The 21,066-nt window shown below is 36.1% G+C and carries 22 protein-coding genes and 1 other annotated feature; of the genes, 6 read left to right on the forward strand and 16 right to left on the reverse strand.

Features of this window, described 5'->3' with window-relative positions:
• Positions 1-4: 4 nt before the first annotated feature.
• Both ribBA and ribH read left to right on the forward strand, forming a co-directional pair.
• On the forward strand, positions 5-1,198 hold the full coding sequence (gene ribBA / locus JFU23_RS08495; protein ID WP_201031739.1) for a bifunctional 3,4-dihydroxy-2-butanone 4-phosphate synthase/GTP cyclohydrolase II: 1,194 nt from the start codon (positions 5-7) through the stop codon (positions 1,196-1,198).
• Between the two features lie 18 nt (positions 1,199-1,216).
• Positions 1,217-1,678 carry a 6,7-dimethyl-8-ribityllumazine synthase gene (ribH, locus tag JFU23_RS08500; RefSeq protein ID WP_000230892.1) on the forward strand — a complete coding sequence of 154 codons (462 nt, stop codon included), beginning with the start codon at positions 1,217-1,219 and terminating at the stop codon, positions 1,676-1,678.
• A 23-nt stretch (positions 1,679-1,701) separates the two neighbouring features.
• On the opposite strand, the gene JFU23_RS08505 is transcribed toward ribH, so the two are convergent.
• The 8 genes from JFU23_RS08505 to JFU23_RS08540 all read right to left on the reverse strand — a co-directional run bounded on the left by JFU23_RS08505 (position 1,702) and on the right by JFU23_RS08540 (position 8,463).
• Positions 1,702-2,022: a hypothetical protein gene (locus JFU23_RS08505; protein ID WP_002088493.1), complete on the reverse strand. Its 321-nt coding sequence runs from the start codon at positions 2,020-2,022 to the stop codon at positions 1,702-1,704.
• A 180-nt stretch (positions 2,023-2,202) separates the two neighbouring features.
• Entirely contained in the window at positions 2,203-3,201 is a 999-nt protein-coding gene (gene bioB / locus JFU23_RS08510) for a biotin synthase (protein WP_113937121.1), read from the reverse strand.
• 1 nt (position 3,202) lies between these two features.
• Complete coding sequence (bioC, locus tag JFU23_RS08515) at positions 3,203-4,012, reverse strand: malonyl-ACP O-methyltransferase BioC (protein ID WP_201031740.1); 810 nt, start codon at positions 4,010-4,012, stop codon at positions 3,203-3,205.
• On the reverse strand, positions 3,978-4,718 hold the full coding sequence (locus JFU23_RS08520) for an alpha/beta fold hydrolase (RefSeq protein ID WP_137058363.1): 741 nt from the start codon (positions 4,716-4,718) through the stop codon (positions 3,978-3,980). The genes bioC and JFU23_RS08520 overlap by 35 nt, the downstream gene beginning before the upstream one ends.
• Positions 4,715-5,902: an 8-amino-7-oxononanoate synthase gene (bioF, locus tag JFU23_RS08525; RefSeq protein ID WP_201031741.1), complete on the reverse strand. Its 1,188-nt coding sequence runs from the start codon at positions 5,900-5,902 to the stop codon at positions 4,715-4,717. The genes JFU23_RS08520 and bioF overlap by 4 nt, the downstream gene beginning before the upstream one ends.
• Positions 5,868-6,596, reverse strand: coding sequence for a dethiobiotin synthase (bioD, locus tag JFU23_RS08530; protein WP_201031742.1), 729 nt, complete (start codon positions 6,594-6,596; stop codon positions 5,868-5,870). Before bioD ends, bioF begins: the two co-directional genes overlap by 35 nt.
• Entirely contained in the window at positions 6,596-8,029 is a 1,434-nt protein-coding gene (gene bioA / locus JFU23_RS08535; protein WP_201032270.1) for an adenosylmethionine--8-amino-7-oxononanoate transaminase, read from the reverse strand. The genes bioD and bioA overlap by 1 nt, the downstream gene beginning before the upstream one ends.
• Before the next feature lie 77 nt (positions 8,030-8,106).
• Positions 8,107-8,463, reverse strand: a complete 357-nt coding sequence (locus JFU23_RS08540; protein ID WP_201031743.1) for a hypothetical protein — start codon at positions 8,461-8,463, stop codon at positions 8,107-8,109.
• A 142-nt stretch (positions 8,464-8,605) separates the two neighbouring features.
• Positions 8,606-8,825 (forward strand) — a binding site (T-box leader).
• 277 nt (positions 8,826-9,102) lie between these two features.
• Between JFU23_RS08540 and nhaC the strand changes: the two genes are divergently transcribed.
• A complete protein-coding gene (gene nhaC, locus JFU23_RS08545; protein ID WP_201031744.1) occupies positions 9,103-10,476 on the forward strand; it encodes a Na+/H+ antiporter NhaC in 1,374 nt (457 codons plus the stop codon).
• 49 nt (positions 10,477-10,525) lie between these two features.
• On the opposite strand, the gene cpdB is transcribed toward nhaC, so the two are convergent.
• Positions 10,526-12,907 (reverse strand): bifunctional 2',3'-cyclic-nucleotide 2'-phosphodiesterase/3'-nucleotidase, encoded by a 2,382-nt coding sequence (gene cpdB, locus JFU23_RS08550; protein ID WP_201031745.1) that lies wholly within the window; start codon positions 12,905-12,907, stop codon positions 10,526-10,528.
• A 272-nt stretch (positions 12,908-13,179) separates the two neighbouring features.
• Between cpdB and JFU23_RS08555 the strand changes: the two genes are divergently transcribed.
• Together JFU23_RS08555 and JFU23_RS08560 are read left to right on the forward strand one after the other, a co-directional pair.
• A complete protein-coding gene (locus tag JFU23_RS08555; protein ID WP_201031746.1) occupies positions 13,180-13,959 on the forward strand; it encodes a GDSL-type esterase/lipase family protein in 780 nt (259 codons plus the stop codon).
• A 72-nt stretch (positions 13,960-14,031) separates the two neighbouring features.
• Positions 14,032-14,478, forward strand: a complete 447-nt coding sequence (locus JFU23_RS08560) for a MarR family winged helix-turn-helix transcriptional regulator (RefSeq protein WP_002088507.1) — start codon at positions 14,032-14,034, stop codon at positions 14,476-14,478.
• 24 nt (positions 14,479-14,502) lie between these two features.
• On the opposite strand, the gene JFU23_RS08565 is transcribed toward JFU23_RS08560, so the two are convergent.
• From JFU23_RS08565 to argC, 7 genes are all read right to left on the reverse strand, one after another.
• Positions 14,503-14,718, reverse strand: a complete 216-nt coding sequence (locus JFU23_RS08565) for a hypothetical protein (RefSeq protein WP_201031747.1) — start codon at positions 14,716-14,718, stop codon at positions 14,503-14,505.
• A 58-nt stretch (positions 14,719-14,776) separates the two neighbouring features.
• Positions 14,777-15,328 carry a DUF2062 domain-containing protein gene (locus JFU23_RS08570; RefSeq protein ID WP_085312312.1) on the reverse strand — a complete coding sequence of 184 codons (552 nt, stop codon included), beginning with the start codon at positions 15,326-15,328 and terminating at the stop codon, positions 14,777-14,779.
• Between the two features lie 148 nt (positions 15,329-15,476).
• Positions 15,477-16,427 (reverse strand): ornithine carbamoyltransferase, encoded by a 951-nt coding sequence (gene argF / locus JFU23_RS08575; RefSeq protein ID WP_002014968.1) that lies wholly within the window; start codon positions 16,425-16,427, stop codon positions 15,477-15,479.
• Between the two features lie 12 nt (positions 16,428-16,439).
• Complete coding sequence (locus JFU23_RS08580; RefSeq protein WP_201031748.1) at positions 16,440-17,600, reverse strand: acetylornithine transaminase; 1,161 nt, start codon at positions 17,598-17,600, stop codon at positions 16,440-16,442.
• Positions 17,597-18,364, reverse strand: coding sequence for an acetylglutamate kinase (argB, locus tag JFU23_RS08585; protein WP_201031749.1), 768 nt, complete (start codon positions 18,362-18,364; stop codon positions 17,597-17,599). Before argB ends, JFU23_RS08580 begins: the two co-directional genes overlap by 4 nt.
• Positions 18,365-18,375: 11 nt before the next feature.
• Complete coding sequence (gene argJ / locus JFU23_RS08590) at positions 18,376-19,599, reverse strand: bifunctional glutamate N-acetyltransferase/amino-acid acetyltransferase ArgJ (RefSeq protein ID WP_201031750.1); 1,224 nt, start codon at positions 19,597-19,599, stop codon at positions 18,376-18,378.
• A gap of 10 nt (positions 19,600-19,609) precedes the next feature.
• A complete protein-coding gene (gene argC, locus JFU23_RS08595) occupies positions 19,610-20,647 on the reverse strand; it encodes an N-acetyl-gamma-glutamyl-phosphate reductase (RefSeq protein WP_201031751.1) in 1,038 nt (345 codons plus the stop codon).
• 224 nt (positions 20,648-20,871) lie between these two features.
• On the opposite strand from argC, the gene JFU23_RS08600 reads away from it, so the two are divergent.
• Entirely contained in the window at positions 20,872-21,057 is a 186-nt protein-coding gene (locus JFU23_RS08600; RefSeq protein WP_002033845.1) for a YqzH family protein, read from the forward strand.
• Positions 21,058-21,066: the final 9 nt, after the last annotated feature.

Below are 21,066 nucleotides of genomic sequence, written 5' to 3' on the forward strand. Positions count from 1 at the left end.
CACAATGTTTCATCGTATTGAAGAAGCTCTAGAAGATTTAAAACAAGGAAAAGTCGTTATCGTATGTGATGATGAAAACCGAGAAAATGAAGGCGATTTTATTGCTTTAGCAGAGTACATTACACCAGAAACGATTAATTTTATGATTACACACGGTCGTGGTCTCGTTTGTGTACCGATTACGGAGGAGTACGCAGAACGTCTACAGTTAGAGCCAATGGTATCTCATAATACAGATTCACATCACACTGCGTTTACAGTGAGCATTGATCATGTTTCTACAACAACAGGGATTAGTGCTCATGAACGTGCAACTACGATACAAGAATTGTTAAACCCTGCATCAAAAGGCTCTGATTTCAATCGCCCTGGACATATCTTTCCATTAATTGCGAAAGAAGGCGGTGTCCTGCGCCGTGCTGGTCATACAGAAGCCGCTGTCGATTTAGCCAAACTTTGCGGGGCAGAACCAGCTGGAGTCATTTGCGAAATTATAAATGAGGACGGTACGATGGCACGTGTACCTGATTTACTAGAGTGCGCAAAACAATTTGATATAAAAATGATTACAATAGAAGATTTAATTGCTTATCGCCGCCATCACGAAACACTTGTGACGAGAGAAGTGGAAATTACATTACCTACAGATTTCGGTACTTTCCATGCAATTGGCTATTCTAACTCATTAGATATGAAAGAACATATCGCGCTCTTAAAAGGTGATATTTCAACAGGCGAACCTGTACTTGTACGCGTTCATTCAGAATGCTTAACAGGAGATGTATTTGGTTCGTGCCGCTGTGATTGCGGACCACAGCTACATGCTGCACTTGCTCAAATTGAGCGTGAAGGAAAAGGTGTTCTTCTCTATATGAGACAAGAAGGACGAGGAATTGGCCTTCTGAATAAGCTTCGCGCTTATAAGTTACAAGAAGAAGGGTTAGATACTGTAGAGGCAAATGAAAAACTTGGGTTCCCAGCTGATCTTCGTGATTACGGTATTGGCGCTCAAATTTTAAAAGATTTAGGCTTACAAAGTTTACGATTATTAACGAATAATCCACGAAAAATTGCTGGCTTACAAGGTTACGATTTAGAAGTAACCGAGCGTGTACCGTTGCAAATGCCAACAAAAGAAGAAAATAAAACGTATTTACAAACGAAAGCAAGCAAATTAGGACATTTACTAAACTTATAATTAAGGGAGAGATACATTATGGTATTCGAAGGTCATTTAGTTGGTACAGGATTAAAAGTTGGGGTTGTTGTTGGACGTTTTAATGAGTTTATTACAAGTAAGTTACTTGGCGGAGCTTTAGATGGATTAAAGCGTCACGGTGTAGAAGAGAATGATATTGATGTTGCATGGGTTCCTGGTGCGTTTGAAATTCCTTTAATCGCTAAAAAGATGGCCAATAGCGGAAAATATGATGCTGTTATTACATTAGGTACAGTAATTCGCGGTGCTACAACACATTACGATTACGTTTGTAATGAAGTAGCAAAAGGTGTTGCGTCTTTATCACTACAAACGGACATTCCAGTTATTTTCGGTGTATTAACGACAGAAACAATTGAACAAGCGATTGAACGTGCAGGTACAAAAGCTGGTAATAAAGGATATGAATCGGCAGTTGCTGCGATCGAAATGGCTCATTTATCAAAACAATGGGCTTAAAAAAGAGGCTACGGCCTCTTTTTTTATTTTCTCACCTTTTTTCGTACATCTTCTATTAATTCATCCATCGTTTTTCCTTCTGTTTTTATACGAAGAGCTTGTGCTGTTCTCCACACATTTTCTCTCTTTTCCGCTTCTTCTATAATAGAAATTTCCTTCCTCACTTCTTTTAAATCTTTTCCTTCTGTTTCAAGCCCAAAATGTTCAGCTTTCGTTCGAAAATGCTGTTCAATTCTTTGTTGCATTTCTTTTTGTTCAGGATTTTCAGCCGCCTTAACTGGATCAGCACTTATCGCTTTTATTAAAATCAGACAGGTCATAATAGTTAATATGTATTTGTACATGTAAAATCCTCCAACCCGATATAAATTACATTTTTACTATGTACAATTAGGGCTTGGAAAATTCGTCCACAAAATTATTTTTCTCGTCCAAAAGTGACTACTATCAAGCGTTAATGGACTTTTATTACATTTTATTTACAAAAAAAGCAACCCCTTTAAAGAGTTTGCTTTTCATCTATCTTATAGCGCACATTCTTCAATCTCAAATCCTAAATCTTCAATCATACCCCAGTCCGCAGTCGGCTCTTGTCCAGCTGTTGTTAAATAGTCCCCGACAAAGATAGAGTTTGCTGCAAATAAACCAAGTGGCTGTACAGAACGTAAATTAAGTTCTCGACCACCTGAAATACGAATTTCTTTTGTTGGATTTACAAAACGCATCATCGCCAGCACTTTTAAACATTCTACAGGTGTTAATTCTTTTTGTCCTTCAAGCGGAGTACCCTTTACAGCAACAAGGAAATTACATGGAATAGAATCCGCATCTAAACGTTGTAATTCAAATGCAATTTCAGCGCGCTGTTCAATCGTTTCTCCCATTCCGAAAATTGCTCCAGAGCATGGAGAAATACCGGCTTGCTTCGCTTTTTGGACTGTATCAACACGATCGTCATACGTATGCGTTGAACAAATGCTATCATAATTGTTGGCATGCGTATTTAAATTGTGATTATAACGATGCACACCAGCTTCTGCTAACTGACCTGCTTGATCTTCATTTAAAAATCCTAAACAACAGCAAATTTTTAAATCTGTCGTTTCACGAATTTCCTTAACTGCTCCAATAACGTGATTTACTTCTTTATTCGTCGGACGACGACCAGATGCAACAATACAATATGTACCTGCTTTACGACGAATTGCTTCGTGCGCTCCTTCAACAATTTTCTCTTGTGTTAACCATGCATACTTATCAATCGGTGCTTCTGAAATAATAGACTGTGAACAATACCCGCAATCTTCAGGACATAATCCAGATTTCGTATTTATAATCATGTTCAACTTTACTTTCTTACCAAAATGATGATGGCGAATGATGTAAGCTGCATTCATAATTTCTAAAACCTCTGTATCATCAGCTTCTAATATTGCAATTGCATCTTCTTTCGCAATCATTTTCTCTTCTACTACGTCGTATGCAAGTTTTTTCCAATCCCTTTTTATTTGTACTTGTTTCATTTCATCTCTTCCCCTCTTTTGTTATATACGTAAATAAAGCATGATATGTTGCCATTATCCCTTCTTTTTCCGTGAAGTCTCTTTCATATATACGAAGCATCGTACGAAAGAGTGAAGGGCTTTGACAATAAGACTCTTCATTACTATTGGTCGCTCCTACTTTTCGAATAGAATGTAGAAACTCCCTAACTTCTGCAAATCTTTCTATGTAACATGTTTCAGAAACATGTACATTTCCTAATGAATTTTTGCATATATTCACTAACTGTTCTTTCGAAACGAATCGTTGTCCTATTGAAGTACAATTGTGTATCCCCTTTTCTTTCTTAGCACGCTGAAAAGACGTATGCAATTCTTGAAAAGTCGTATTACCAAACGTGGAAAATAATAATGTTCCTTCTTCAGACAAATAGTTAAATAAATTTTTCACTGTCTCTTTTAAATCATTAAGCCATTGAAATGTAGCATTTGAAATGATGACATCATATGGATTTTCTAATTTTAATTGTTCAATATCTTCACATCGAAACATCACATTTCCCAAACTTTTTCTAGTTTTCGCGACTGCAATCATCTCATCAGCAAAATCCACAGCTGTAATATGAGCTTTCGGAAATAAATTTGATAATTGCTCTGTTACATATCCTGTCCCGCATCCAAGTTCTAAAATACGTATCGATGATGTTTCACTATATCGTTCCTTCAATGTAGAAAGTAACGAATGCGCCATCTTTTTTTGTACATTTGCATATTGATCGTAGGATACAGCCGCCCCGTTAAACCGTTTTTGCAGTAACGTTTTGTTGATCATGTCGTATCCCCTCTACAAATTGAATAATTTCATTTGCGCAATATTCGAAATTCGTTACACATAATGCATGCCCAGCACCGCTTACTACCTTTAGATTGACATTCGTATTATTCGCCATACTATGGGCTGCAGACAATGGACATATTACATCCTGCTCTCCATGAAGGAGTAACAGCGGGGCTTTCATATCTATTACTTCATTTCTCATATCTGTTTCTATTAAATAATCTAAGCCTAATTGTAAAGACTGAATCGAGTCTCCTTTAAACTTCAGCGCAATCTCTTCAAAATTCGTATTCTCCTTCAGCTCACTTTTTGTAAACATATTTTCATAGAAACGCTTCAAAGTATCTTCTTTCTTTCTCGTTAAATTCTTTTTCATACGTTCTACATGCAGGGAATTCCATCCACTTGTATAGTCACTTGTATTGGTAAATTTAGCGGTACCACCAATTAGCACCATACCTTTCGCCTTAATCTTTTTATAAGCTTGTACTGCCGCTAACGCTCCTAGTGACCATCCAACTAAAATTACATTTTCATCCTGCGCTACATCTATTATTCGCCCCGCAAATTCACTTTGTTCTTTCACGTTACGCCAATCTATACATTGAACAGAATATCCTTTAAAATACGGCAGAACCAAAGTCCAAACACCTTCTTCCATTCCCCATCCTGGAATAAAAATAAGCTTTAGCTCTTTCATACTAAAAACCCCTCTTCTTTACCAATACGTATAATATGCTGAATAGCCCATTTTAAATCGGCTATTGTATGTTGTGACGTAACTGCAAAACGGACTCGAGAACTACCAACCGGAACAGTCGGCGGACGAATTGCAATGGCTGCGATACCTACCTCTTGTAACCTTTCACTAAACCGTAAAGTATTTTCATTTGACCCAACTACAATCGGTACAATATGAGTTGAGCTATTCCCAATATCAAAACCAGCTTCTTGTAAATGCGTCCTGAAATATGCACCATTCTCTATAAGTCGCTCTCTTCTTTCGTTATCTTCTTTCACAATTTCAATTGCTTTTCGGATCGCCCCTAATGTTCCTGGTGGTAAAGCTGTAGTAAAAATCAAGCTTCTCATCATATTTTGTAAATACTCTATATAAATGGAATCACCCGTTAAATACGCACCATAACACCCTAAAGCCTTACTAAACGTCCCCATATGTATATCAATTTTTTGAGCGATATCTTTTTCTATATGAGATAGTCCAGCTCCACCGATTCCATATATTCCACTTGCATGTGCTTCATCAACTATAATGATTGCCCCGTATTTCTCTTTCAGCTGAACTAAGCCTCTCAAATATGCAATATCTCCATCCATACTAAAAATCGTATCTGTTACGATTAATTTTCTCTTTTCTGGTGACGCTATTTGCAACATCTTTTCTAAATGATCCAAATCATTATGACGATATCTTTTATGCTCTGCTCCGCTTAATATAATTCCATCAACAATACTTGCGTGATTTAATTTATCACTAAAAACCATATCGTGACGACAGGCTAAAGCAGATATAGCACCTACATTTGCTGTATACCCACTATTTACAATTAATGCTCTTTCAGTACCTTTCCAGTTGCATATAATTTTCTCAACCTCTTCATACAATGGATAATTTCCTACAACGAGACGAGATGCTGTCGCTCCAGTTCCATATTTTCTCGTGCAGGCAATAGCAGCTTCTTTCAACCTTTCATCTCCAGCTAATCCTAAATAATTATTCGATGCTAAATTTAGCATCTTTTTCTTATTTCGAATAAGCCATGTCTCTTCCGCTTTCTCTGTTACATGTAAATTACGATACTGCCCTTGCTCCTTTAATTGTTCTACTTTAGATTGAAGATGCGTGCGCCACATTTGATTCATTTTGGATGAGCTCCTCTAATTTTGAAATCATAATATGCTCTTTTGCCGCCCCTAATAATTCTTCCTTTGTAAACTCTCCTTCAAGGAATGGTAATAACCCTAAAACCGGCACGCCACTTAACTCCTCAATCATTATTTTATTTTCTTGCACTCTTTCTTTTTCATATCCTTTACATCCAGATAAAATTACACCTGCTACTTTTAATCCATGTGCTTTTGCATAAGAAATTGTTAAAATAGTATGATTAACTGTCCCAAGCGTAGGACGCGCTACTACAATAAGAGGAAGCTGTAATTCTTTTGCAAAATCAATCACTAAAGCATCTTCTGTATATGGAACTGCAAGCCCACCAGCCCCTTCTACAAATAGGCTATTAAACTTTTTTAGCAGTTCATTATAGTGAGCAGTAATTTCTTTTAACGTTACTGTCCTTCCAGCTCTTTTCATGGCAAGTCTCGGAGCAAGTGGTTCTTCAATGGAATAAGGACAAATTTCATCTTCTTCTGTCGGTACACCCGATAATGCTTTTAATCTTGCTGCATCACCCTCAGGATTTGATGCAACATGTCCACTTTGCAACGGTTTATATACACCAACATTATGTCCACGCTCTCGAAATATACCTGCCAATGCTCCTGTCACTACCGTTTTGCCAACTTCTGTATCCGTTGCCGTTATAAAGAAACCACTCATTACTCTCCCTCCGTAACATCCGAGATTGCTTTATATAAAATGCGTAACATCTCATCAATCTCAGCCACCGTAGATGCAAGAGGCGGCATAAATACAATCGTATTACCGAGTGGTCGCAAAATCATGCCCAGCTCTCTTGAACGTTTACATACTTGAACGCCGACTCTTTCTGTCCATTCAAACGATTCTTTCATTTCCTTATTCTTCACAAGTTCAATACCAACCATTAGCCCACACTGACGAATATCTCCTACGTGCTTATATTCATTAAGATCTTCTAATTGTGCCGCTACATATTCTGCTTTATACGCAACATTTTCTATTAAATTAGTTTTTTCATATAGTTCTAAATTTGCAATTGCTACGGCACACCCTAACGGATTCCCTGTATAACTATGACCATGGAAAAACGTTTTTTGTTCTTCATAGCCTCCTAAAAAGGCATTATAAATTTCATCTGTCGTTACCGTAATTGCCACTGGTAAATAACCACCTGTTAAACCTTTTCCGGCTGTTAAAATGTCTGGCGTTACATCCTCGTGTTCACATGCAAACATTTTCCCGGTACGCCCAAATCCAGTCGCTACCTCATCTGTAATAAATAATACATTGTATTTTGTACATAAATCGCGAAGCCCTTTTAAGTATCCTTTTGGCATTGTAATCATCCCACCAGCACCTTGCATTAATGGCTCCACAATAATAGCTGCTACTTCTTCATGTTTTTCTTGTAGCATTTCTTCCATTTCTTCTAAATGTTTCTTTACAATTTGTTCCTTATTATCTCCATAAGGAGAACGATATGTATATGGATACGGCATTTTAATTGCCTCAAATAATAGTGAACTATACACTTGGTGAAACAAGTCTATTGCTCCTACTGAAACAGCACCTATCGTATCACCGTGATATGCTTCTTTTAATGTAACAAATCTTTGTTTTTTCGGTTTTCCTTTATGCTGCCAATATTGAAAGGCCATCTTAATTGCAATTTCAACGGCGCTAGAACCAGAGTCTGAATAGAATACTTTCTTCAAACCTTCTGGTACAACTTCAATTATTTTTTCTGCTAATAAAATAGATGGAACGTTAGCAAGTCCTAGCATAGTAGAATGAGCAATTTTATTTAATTGCTCGCGAATTGCCTCATCTAGTTCTGGTACTTGATGCCCATGAACATTTAACCAAATAGATGAAACACCGTCCCAATATTCATTTCCATTTACATCGTATAGCTTTCTTCCCTCTCCACGTTCAATAATGACAGGATCTTCTTCTAAATAATCTTTCATTTGTGTAAATGGGTGCCATACGTAATCTTTATTCTTCTTCGATAATTCTTCATATGTATAAGACGATTTTTCACTCGTGTTACTATTAATAGCCACAATTGTCACCCCTAATGTTAACTCATTTATAAATACAGTTAACATTAAAAACAAATGACTGTCAATTATTTTTAAATAAAATAATTCTCAAAAAAGAACAACTTATCATACGATAAGTTGTTCTACTTTCCATGTTGTATCTTTCCAATTTCTAAAATAATCTCTTCATCTTTTTTTCCTTCTGTATCAATTCCAAGTTGCTTAGCATGCTTAATTAACAAATCATGGCGCTGCTCAAATCTAGCGGTATCTACTTCTTTTGTAACCTCTTCTTTTGTTTTCCCCTCAGTAGAAACTCCTAGTTTAGTAGCTGCTTTTTCCATCGATTTCTTCTCTTCAGTTTCTTTCACTTTCTTCACTTCTGACTGCTGTATTTGCTTTTGTTTCGACTGCTCTGATTCAGCTGCAAAAGCTGTGTAAATTCCAGCACTTCCGCCAACGACTAGTAAGGTGGTAAAAAGAATTATTTTTTTCTTCACTCTTTCCTCCCCTTTCAAATTCATTATAACGCACATTTTTACAGTATGAAAAACATTTCTCCTTTATTTCCCTAAAAAAATATCGAATGTTTTTATTGACATGTATGATGAATATATGATAAAAATTTAACTAACATCATATGAATCGGCGTTGATAGGATTTAGTAGTATTTCGTTTTCTGATTTCAGAGAGCTGGTGGTCGGTGCGAACCAGTACAGAGCGATTTATGAATTACCCCCTGGAGCTTCTTTTACGAAACGTGAGGAGTAGTGAAAGACGGTTTAGACCGTTATGTCTAAAGAGTGGTGAAATGAAACTGTTTCACAATTTAGGGTGGTACCGCGAATTTTTCGTCCCTGCATATATTGCAGGGGCGTTTTTATTTTATGAGCGCATATCATATGACCCTTTATTTTGTGATACATTCCTTTCACAAGCTAGGGTGGTACCGCGATTTCTTCGTCCCTGCATAATTATATGCAGGGGCGTTTTTTTATCCAATCATTTCCGTATCATATTGAGATGTTGACAATTACTGGTAATTTGTCACAAAATTCTAAATTCTAGAAGGAAATATACAATATTGGCGAATTTTATATAAAAAAGAGCTATTTTAGATTACTTAGGAGGGAAAAACAATGGTTTCAAAAATTGAATCTGTTCTTTTAACATTATTTATCTTTTTCTGTATTGGCTTTAGTGTTATCCAATTAGAAGTTTCACCACACATCCCAATCTTATTTGGTATCGTTCTTTTATTAGCATTTGGATTTATGAAAAAAATCTCTTGGTCTACTATGGAAAAAGGGATGATCAGTAGTATTTCAGCTGGTATTCCATCTATTTTTATTTTCTTACTTGTGGGCGTATTAATTAGTGTTTGGATCGCTGCTGGAACAATTCCAACTTTAATGGTATACGGCTTCCAGCTTGTATCTCCTAAAATTTTCGTCCCAACCGTTTTTGTTGTTTGTGCAATTGTTGGAACAAGTATCGGTAGTGCCTTTACAACTGCCGCAACTGTAGGACTTGCCTTTATGGGAATGGGTAGTGCTCTCGGGTACGATCCAGCTCTGATCGCTGGTGCAATTATTTCTGGTGCATTCTTTGGAGATAAAATGTCTCCTTTATCTGATACAACAAACTTAGCTCCTGCTGTAACGGGTGTAGATTTATTTGAGCATATTCGTAACATGCTTTGGACAACAGTTCCTGCTTTCATTATTGCTTTTATCGCATTTTTCATTTTAGGAAGCGGTATTAGTGGAGACGTTGACTTCACAAACTTTATTAGCACGTTAGAAAAAAACACAACGATTTCTATCGTTACACTTATTCCAATTTTATTACTGTTCCTATTCGCATTTAAAAAGGTTCCAGCAGTTCCAACATTGCTTGCAGGAATTGTTGTAGGAATTATTATTCTCTTTATTTTTAAACCTAGCACTTCTTTAGCTGATTTAATGAAAATTATGCAAGACGGCTACGTTTCTAAAACTGGTATTAAAGACATTGATAGCTTACTATCTCGCGGTGGTCTACAAAGTATGATGATGTCGATTGCTCTTATTTTCCTAGCTCTTTGTATGGGAGGATTATTACAAGGAATGGGTATTATAGCGCAGCTGATGAATATTATCTCTAGCTTTGTAAAAAATAGCACACGCTTAATTATTTCTACTGCTTCAACTGCAATTGGTGTAAACTTCCTACTTGGCGAACAATACTTATCAATCGTTTTAACAGGACAAGCATTCGCTAACAAATACGATGAAGTCGGTTTAGAACGTCGTAATTTATCACGCGTATTAGAAGATGCAGGTACAGTTATTAACCCGCTCGTACCATGGGGTGTAAGTGGCGTATTCTTAACAAACGTCCTTAGCGTTCCAACATTCGATTACCTTCCATACGCAATCTTCTGTTTAGCTTGCCCAGTCTTAACGATTATCGTCGGCTTTACTGGATTTGGCCTTTCATGGAAGAAAGAAAAAACAGTACCAGTTTCATAATATAATAAAAAGGATTACCTTAATCGGTAATCCTTTTTATATTTCTCCGCTATCTATTCGCTTTCTTTCTTCTAAATAACATAAGTAATCCCGCTCCAACAAACGCCAGACCTGCTCCAATTGTAGAAGCAACACTTGTACCTGTTTTCGGTAAATCACGTTCTTCTTTATTTTCACTTACAGTTGTTGTTTCTTTTGAGTTTTGATTATCCGTTGTAGTTTGTCCAGATCCTGTATTATTTCCATCTTGTTTTGGTTCATTTCCATTATTGCCTTCACCTGTTGGTGGTGTCGTTGGATTTTCTCCGTTATTGCCTTCACCTGTTGGCGGTGTTGTTGGATTCTCTCCGTTATTGCCTTCACCTGTTGGTGGTGTCGTTGGATTCTCTCCGTTATTGCCTTCACCTGTTGGCGGTATCGTTGGATTCTCTCCACCAGTTTCCTTATCATCATTCTTCTTCGTTATATCAATTGCATATTTAGCAAATTCATTTTCAGATGGTCCAACATATGATATCTTTCCATCTTTCTTTATATGGTTTTGTGCATTTGGTGAAGAATCAAATGTTGTATTTAATTTATCTGCAACAATCGGCTTAAATGTCCAGTTTTGATCTGCTGCTGGATCAATAATTGGTGTTTCTTGCATATATTTCACAATGATTTGACGTGTTTCATCTTGTGATTGGTATACAACTTCCCCTTTACTTACACCAGGGAACGTTTGGCTACTTCCACGATAGTTATTTGTAGCGACGATGAACTCTTGATTATCAGCTACTGGCTTCCCTTCATACGTCATATTTATAATACGATTCGTATTTGCATTTACAACTTTTCCATCTCTATCGTATTTCGCCGGTTGTGTTACATCAATTTCGTATTTTAAGCCATCTAAAATATCAAAGTTATATGTAGGATAGCCTATATTTACTAACGGCTGTTCTTCTGTTTTCTTTGAATCAATTTGATTAAACTGACCTGCAGACATTTCAAGCCATTCTTTCACTTGTGCCCCATTTACTTTTACAGCATATAATGTATTTGGATATACATATAAATCCGCTACGTTTTTAATTGCTAATGTGCCTGCTGGAATATCCGTATAATATGTAGCACCGTTTCGGCCACCCGCTTTAAATGGTGCCCCTGCAGATAAAACTGGAATTCCTTTATATTTGCTATACTGTCCATTTTCAGCAAATAACTTTTCTACATACCATTTTTGTGCATTTGTCACAAGTTGTACAGAAGGATCATCTTGTACTAATGAAAAATAACTATTAATTGGTGCTGTCGTTTCACCTACAGCTGTATTTACATAATCGATTGTCGCTTGATGATCATCTTTAATTTCATTAACTAGTTTTTGATCAGATTCTACTAATGGATTACCTTTACTATCAGCAATCGGACGAAGTTGCGGCTTAGACTGATCTTTTTGTACTTCCCATTTTCCATTTACCTTTTTCAATTGCATATCAATAATACCTAAGTTACTACCAAAAACACCAGGCATTACAACTGGAACACCATTAAATACGTCCTTCACTTCAGTATGTGAATGTCCCATTAATACTGCATCTACGCCAGGAACTTCTGTCGCTAAATAAAACGATGCATTTTCCATTCCTTCGTTGTATCCACTCTTATCAACACCTGAATGCGCTAGTGCAACTATAATATCCGCACCTTGCGCCTTCATTTCCGGAACTAATTTTTTCGCTGTTTGCACAATATCTTTTGCTTTTACTTTTCCTTCTAAATTCGCTTTATCCCAATTCATAACTTGAGGTGGAACAAATCCCATTACACCAATTTTCACCTTTTGTTTTTGACCTGATTCATCCACTACTTCTTTCTCAAAAATATGATATGGTTTATCAAAGTAATGCTTGTCATTCTCATCATTACCATCATGATCATCTATATAAACATTTGAGTTAATAACAGGGAACTTAGTTTTTTTAATCACTGACTTTAAATAATCTAAACCGTAGTTAAATTCATGATTCCCAAGAGAGATGACGTCATACTTCATTAAATTCATTACACGATATAATGGATGGACATAGTTAGGATCAACAGAATTCTCCTTCTCCTGATCTTTTATTTTATTCGCTACATAATCTCCAAGCGGTGTCCCTTGTAATGCATCTCCATCATCAAATAGGACAGAGTTTTTCGCTTCTTCACGTGCTTTATTAACGAGTGTTGCAGTTTGCACAAGACCTACTTTATTATCTGTTTTCGTTTGATAATAATCGTAATTCATTAAGTTAACGTGAATATCCGATGTTTCTAGAATTCGTAAGTTAACTGTATTCTCCCCAGCTTTTTCCTCTGCATGAGCTGTTGTTGGCAATACTTGCGGTGCTATAACACCAATAGCAAGTGTTGCTCCAGCTAGCATTTTTTTTGACTTTTTCACAAAAAATCCCCCTTATACAATTACCCCAAAATAATGAAATGAATCTCTATCAGTCTCTAACCACATACCTTTTTACTTCTATTAGAGCGATGATTTTCACTTTATCTGACATTATCATATATAAAGTTCTTTCGTATCGTCAATATTTTTTGACAAACTTCAACAAATTTTCTGTAAAGTTATTGTAAACTTTTCATAAACATATAATATGCCCTTACATTACTTATACTGCTGAATATGATACAATTACCAATTACAAGGAGGATGAATTTATGAAAAAAGTCATCTTAACAATTGTTTGTCTCCTCCTTCTAATCATTTCTTGTTCTAATTTTGAAAAGAACGATGAGACAAAACAAAAAGAAACTGAAGGAAAAGCAGAAAAAACATCTGCTCCGAGTTGGATTTATAAGCAAACGAATGACTCTTTTTATCACCTCGTATTAGGTGATTCACTTGCAAAAGGATATGGATCTACACAAGGGGGATTTGCCGAATTAGCTTCTAAACAATTAGAAGGACAAATTCATAAACCAATTAGGGTAGAAAACCTCGGTGTAAATGGTCTCACTACAGATCGTCTCGTTAAAAAAGTCCAGTCAGAAGAAGTTCAACAAAAAATTAGGGAAGCAAATATAATTACTATTAATATTGGAGCAAATAATTTATTCCGCTTAAATCGTGATGTAGGTGTTATAGATGGTATTAAAATGTTAAATAAAGAAAAAGCCCGTTTTGAAACGGATGTAAAAAACATTGTAAAGACCGTTCGAGATCAAAATCCGAATGCTTTACTCATTCTATCTGAACTCTATAACCCTTTACAACTAGATGACTCCATCGCAAGTTATGCAGATATGTTTTTAGATGGTTGGAATGATTCTATTTATTCTATTTCAAAAGCACATCAACCGTCGATTGTTTTACCAATTCGCAAATTAATATCGAAGGATAAAAAAGATTTACTATTTGACCAAGTACACCCAAATGATAACGGTTATACGATTATTGCCAATACATTTACAAAGCAAGTGTTATCCTACAAATATTAAGGCTACCATGAAACAATTCTATTTTTATACCTTGTCTTTTTTGTTACAATGATAGTGGAAGGGGGCCGTTATATGGAATCACGCGAGTGGGAACGTATTGTTGATCATCTTCTTTCGCTAGTGCCTCTTTTTTATCGCAAATTTATGCTTCCTGGAGAGTTTTCTTCTCAAAGACATATGCCGCCATCACATACGCAAGTGTTACTGCTTTTGCATGAAAATGGTACATTAGCAGTTTCAGAAATTGGCAAGCGGCTAGCGATTTCACGGCCTAACATGACCCCTCTATTAAACAAACTTATTCAAGAAGAGCTAATAGAGCGTCATTATAGCGAAAAAGATCGAAGGGTCATTTTAATTTCCCTAACAACTGAAGGGAAAATGTTAGTAAGTCAGTATCAGCAATTCATTTTAGGCAAACTAAAAGAAAATTTTCAAACATTATCTGAGGAAGAGCGCGAAAAGCTCATTTATTCTCTTAAAACCATTCAAAATTTAATTTTGAAAACAAACGCATAAAGCTGCTTCTAAATAGAAGCAGCTTTATGATTCGTAATAATTACCATAGTATACATTTGAATACGGCCATGTCATTAAATATGGTTTTTGTTCTTGCGTAGGCTGTTGTTGTGGCATTTGTGGCATTTGTGGTATTTGCTGTAATTGTTGTTGTCGATATAATTCGTATTGTCTACTCATATCATAAACCGGATAATAATTTACATATGGGTATACTTGCGGTACGTAATAATAATACATTCATTCTCTCCCCCTTTTTCTTAAACATATTCAAAGGAGAAAATGAATGTGACATTCTTTATATTTGAACAAGTGGTTCTCTCACTTGTTTCTTTCTTTTCTTCAAACGTAACTTACGATTCTTTTCATATAAATAATGCACAACGAAATATGAAATTACCCCAAACACAATTCCTATTATCGTCATACCAATTAATACATACACTTCACTCTGTAATAAGCTCTTTAACATCGTAAAAATATGGATCGAAAACAAATCTGATATCGTAAATGGTTCATGATGTATTTTCTGTACATGAAATGGGTAAATCATTTTTCCTAGCGCATAAGCAAACGGAAATAAAAATACTGGGAGAAACAATATTTTCCCAATAATATTACCAATGACTGCGGCTGGAAAAGATCCCTTTGCTAACCTGACAATTGGATAAAATATTAAATATACGAGCGATGCCGTATAAATCACCAACATTTCTAAACCAAATCCAATAGCAAAACCTAGTGACACTTTCTTTGCTCCTTCTGGCGATCGAAGCAACTTAAAATATTGAAACTTTAATATTCTCCACATTCGCTGAAAAAACGAATATGTTTTCTTAGTTGTTTTCAAATTCATCATCTCTTTAACTATATTTTTTATCTAGTATGTCCTTACATGATATGAAAAATAAAATTAGTTTTCTCTTTTTATTATAAATGATATAGAGATAATTAACTAAATATACATCCGACATTTCCATATAAAAAAACCTCCCCTTTTAGGAAGGCTCTTCTATATTTTTAAATAAACTCACTAATAAAGCTTTTTGCGCGTGCAACCTGTTACCAGCTTGCTCAAAAACGATAGACTGTGGCCCATCTATAATCTCTCCAGTTACTTCTTCTTCACGATGAGCAGGCAGGCAGTGCAGGAAACGATATGTTTGCTTTGCATGTATAACAAGCTCTTTATTTACTTGGAAAGGCTGGAATAAAGTATATTTTTCTGCTTCTCCTTCTTGGCCCATACTCATCCAAACATCAGTATAAATAAAATCTGCTCCACTTACCGCTAATTCAGGATTATGCAAAATCTCAATTTCAGCCCCTGTTTCATCAGCAATCGCTAATGCTTTTTTAACAATTTCTTCATTCGGCTCATACCCCACAGGCGTTGCCACAGTCATATTCATCCCGACTTTTGCACTCGCTAGCAATAGTGAATGACATACATTATTCCCATCACCTACATAAGCTAATTTAACTCCTTTAAACGTATGAACTTCTTCATATATCGTCATTAAATCTGCCAACGCTTGGCAAGGATGATGATCATCAGTTAAACCGTTAATAACTGGGATACTGGACTCTTTTGCAAGCTCCTCTACATCCGCATGCGAAAATGTGCGTATCATAATTCCATCAATATAATGAGATAGTACTTTCGCAGTATCTGACACCGTTTCTCCTCTGCCAATTTGCATCTCTTTTCCACTTAAAAACATTCCATGTCCTCCGAGCTGTACCATTCCTGCTTCAAAAGAAACGCGAGTACGGGTTGAATGTTTATCAAAAATGAGACCTAATATTTTCCCTTGTAATAAAGGCTCCTGCTTGTTCTTTTTTAAATATATAGCGAACTCAATTAAAGAAATGATTTCTTCTTGCGTCAATTCTTCTAACGTTAAAAGATCTTTCGTATTTAATTTCGGTACTTGTACAGTTGACATGAAATTTCCCCCTTATATTATTGATGCATTTTTTGTACAAACCACTCTTTTTATCATATATATTGCCTGTTCTAGCTCTTCATTCGTTACAATAAGTGGTGGTAATAGTCTTATAACATTAGGCCCTGCTTGTAATACGAGAAGTCCTGCTTTTTCTAGTTGTTCTATGACATTTGCAACCTCATGCTTACATTCGATTCCAATCATAAGTCCCTTACCACGAATATTTTGAACACATTCAACGTGTCGTAATTCTTCTTGCAATTTCTTTAATACGTACTCGCCCTTTTCCTGTACCTCTTTAAAAAACGATTGTTCCTTAATGAATTGCAATACTTCTTTCGCTGCAGTCATAGCAATATAATTCCCACCGAAAGTTGAACCGTGTGACCCGGCAGTAAAAGAAGAACCTAGTTCTTTTCGGCCAATCATCGCTCCAACTGGAATACCATTCCCAAGCGCCTTTGCGATGGTAACGATATCAGGAACTATTCCCATTTGCTCATAAGCGAATAGTGTTCCTGTTCTGCCTATTCCAGTTTGTACTTCATCTATAATAAAAAGAGCATTGTACTGATTACATAGTTTTTCAATTTCCTTCAAAAAGGATGGATCAGCTAATATTACTCCTCCTTCTCCTTGAATAACTTCTACCATTACCGCCGCAACTTCTTCATTCATTACTTCCTCTAATGCTCGTATGTCGTTAAATGGTATATGTAAAAAAGACGGAAGTAATGGACCGAATCCTTCTTTCACTTTATCTTGTCCTGTTGCACTCATCGTTCCAAATGTTCTCCCGTGGAAAGATTGCTCACATGTTACTACGAGAGATTTCCCAGTATGCTTACGTGCTAGTTTTAAAGCCGCTTCATTTGCCTCCGCCCCGCTATTACAAAAAAACACATGATCTAATGCTGTATCTTCTGTTAATAATGATGCGACCTCTTCTTGTAAGGAGTTCGTAAATAAGTTAGATATATGCCATATATTTCCAAGTTGCTTTTCTACTGCCTTTACAACCGTAGGATGACAATGTCCTAAGTTACATACTCCAATACCAGAAGTGAAATCTAAATATTGCTCACCACTTTTATCAATAACTTTCGCCCCATTGCCCTTTAGAAATTCAATTTCTCTTCTTCCATATGTTTGAAAAAGATGGCTTGTCATACGATACTCACCCCTTTTGTTACCGTAGTTCCAACACACTCTCCTGTAACCTCAGTAAAATCCTTTGTACCATTTACGATACTAGCCTTTTTCACTCCCATTTTTAACGATGTAAGTGCCGCCTGTACTTTCGGAATCATTCCACCTGTAATGACGCCTTGTTCTATAAAAGTAAGAATTTCATATTCATCCGTTTTCTTTACCAATCTTCCTTCGTGTAACACTCCATCTACGTCCGTTATAAAAATGAGTTCTTTTGCAGATAGTGCGGCTGCAATTCCAGCTGCAGCGGTATCTGCATTTATGTTATAAACCTCATTACCATTTATCCCAATTGGGGCAATGACAGGAATACAATTCATATCTATCAACCCTTTCAATAGGGCTGTTTCTACATAACTTACTTCTCCTACATATCCTATCGCTTCGCCAACAGGTTGAACTTGAAGTAAATTACCGTCACATCCTGAAAGCCCCACCGCAAGTAAATCATGTTTTTGTAAATTCATTACGAATTTTTTATTCGTACTTCCGCATAGCACCATTTGAACAACATCCATAACCTCTTTCGGCGTTACTCTTAATCCATCTTTCTTTTCTATCTCGATATTAGAGTCTTCTAACTTGGCATCAATTTCTGGGCCACCGCCATGGACAATAACAACCTTATACTTATTTTGCAATTTCTTTATACAATCAAAAAAGACACTATTTAATCGATTCAACATGCTACCGCCACATTTAACCACAATATAATCACTCATCTTCTCTCTCCTTATGTACGATAACAAGCATTTATTTTCACATATTCATAACTTAAGTCGCAGCCCCAAGCTGATCCCGTTTCATCTCCTAAATGTAAACACACATCAATTTTTATTTCATGTTCTTGTAATTTCTTTGTCATTTCCTCTTCAGAAAACATTTGAGGCTCACTATTTTTTAATACGGCGATAGATTGAAGAGTGATATCAATTGTATTTGGGTTAATAATTACTTCACTCTGTCCAGTACTACTAATAATTCGTCCCCAATTTGGGTCCTCACCGTATATCGCTGTTTTCACAAGACTGGAACCGACTATTTGTTTTGCAATTTTCTTTGCTTCTTCATTTGTTCTAGCCCCTAACACGTTTACTTCTATTAACTTCGTAGCACCTTCACCATCTTGTGCAATTTTTTTCGCTAAATCTTCACATACCTTTTGTAAAGCAACTACGAAAGTTTCCCAGTCTTCATGTTCCATATTCATCGTTTTCGTTTCTGATAATCCACTTGCCATAACGATGACCATATCATTTGTAGAAGTATCTCCGTCCACCGTAATTTGATTAAACGTATGATTCGTAATTTGTGATAATGCTGTTTGCAATACTTCATGCTCTATATTGGCGTCTGTTGTAATAAAACTAAGCATCGTTGCCATATTCGGCTTGATCATCCCTGAGCCTTTTGCGACCCCAGCAATGATCACTGCTTCCCCATCAATTATCATCTCATAGCAAGTTTCTTTCGTTATAAGATCTGTCGTTAAAATTGCTTCACAAAAAGAATAAGCTTCACTTACTTCCTTTGTTGGCACAAGAGATTCAATTCCCTTTCGAATGATATCCATCGGTAAAGGTACTCCAATTACACCTGTTGAAGCGACTGCGACGTACTTTTCTTTTACTCCAAAGTGTTCCGCTCCTAATGTTCGCATCTCATAAGCATCTTGCAATCCTTTCATCCCCGTACAAGCATTTGCATTGCCGCTATTTACAACAATTGCTTGTAATATCCCTTCTGCTGCTATGCTATCCTTCGTTACTTGCAACGGCGCTGCTTGTATTTGATTTGTTGTATACACAGCAGCACATGATGCTGGCACCTCACAAACGATTGCACCCATATCCTTTTTCACCTTTTTCAGACCATTTGCAGTACCGATTGCCAAAAAGCCTTTTGGTGTAACAATTGAACCATTTGCTAATTTTGTAATAGACGATGCTTTAATCATAATTTCCCCCTTATGGATAAAGCGGCATATACTGTAAACCCGTTGTCTCTTCTAGTCCCGCTAATAAATTTGCATTTTGAACTGCTTGCCCTGCCGCACCTTTCATCATATTGTCTATAACAGAAACGACCGTAACTCTTTCTGTTCTTTCATCGTAAGCTATCCCAATATCACAATAATTTGAGCCCCTTACTTCTTTCGGACTTGGAAATTCTCCTTGCGAGCGAACTCGAACGAAAGCTGAGTATTCATACGTTTCTTCATACAACTTTTGAAGTTGCTCTATTTTCATTTCCTCTTTCACTTTCGCATAAAGTGTAATCATAATCCCTCGTGATATCGGTATTAAATGTGTACTAAACGTGATTGGCTTCGTTTCACGATTCCACTCTGTAAGCATTTGCTCAATCTCAGGAACGTGCTGATGTTGATTAACTTTATAAATGTGTAAGTTATCGTATAACTCAGGAAAGTGAGTCATTGTTGTTGGCGTTTTGCCCGCTCCAGATACTCCTGATTTCGCATCAATAATAATCGAAGCTTCTTCAATTATGCCGCTACGTACTAACGGCGCTACCGCTAATAATGCAGCTGTAGCAAAACATCCTGGGTTTGCAATTAAATTTGCATTTTGGATCTCAGGCCTTTTCCATTCACTTAATCCATATACTGCTTTCCTAAGAAGTTCTTCCTGTGCAGCTGGCCTTTTATACCACAATTCATATGACGAGGGATCTATCATACGAAAGTCTCCAGATAGGTCAATTACTTTTAAACCTACTGCCAATAATTTTGGTGTTAACTCTGCCGATACTCCCGCTGGGGTTGCTAAAAATACAATTTCAGCTTCCTTCTCTATTTTCTCCGCATCAATTTCTTGTAACGTATGGACAAGAACATTTCGAAAATGCGGGTATACATTTGTTATAAATTCACCGACTTGTGAAAAAGAATGGAGAGATGCTATCGAAAAATATGGATGTTGCTCTAATAACCGAATTAACTCAATACCTCCATATCCAGTTGCTCCAATAATTGCGACTTTCATAAGCTCCTCCTCATATCTATTCTTTAAATTAAGTTTGATTATAATATTGCATAATTATAAAGTCAATTAAATATTTATAATTTTTAAAAACTTCAAAATATTAACCTCGCTATAAAAGAAATATACACAAGTGGATTTTTATGCAAAAATAGTGCATAGTAGTGTTTTCATTTCACTTCAAGTACAATAGAACAATACATGTATACATACAGGCGGGGAAAAACATGAATAAAAAATTAATTGAGAAAATGATTATAAAAAGTTTTCGGCAATATCAATGTAATCCTGTTTCAAAAGAGGATCAGGAAATGCTAATTAAACATATTCAAATGATAATTCATTTAAATACTGAAATTGATGTATACGAGGCTGTTGAGGATATCGTTTACGATTATGTAACTGGAAAATAAAAAATAGGA

The organism is Bacillus sp. TH50, from assembly GCF_016650565.1.
Classification (GTDB): domain Bacteria; phylum Bacillota; class Bacilli; order Bacillales; family Bacillaceae_G; genus Bacillus_A; species Bacillus_A mycoides.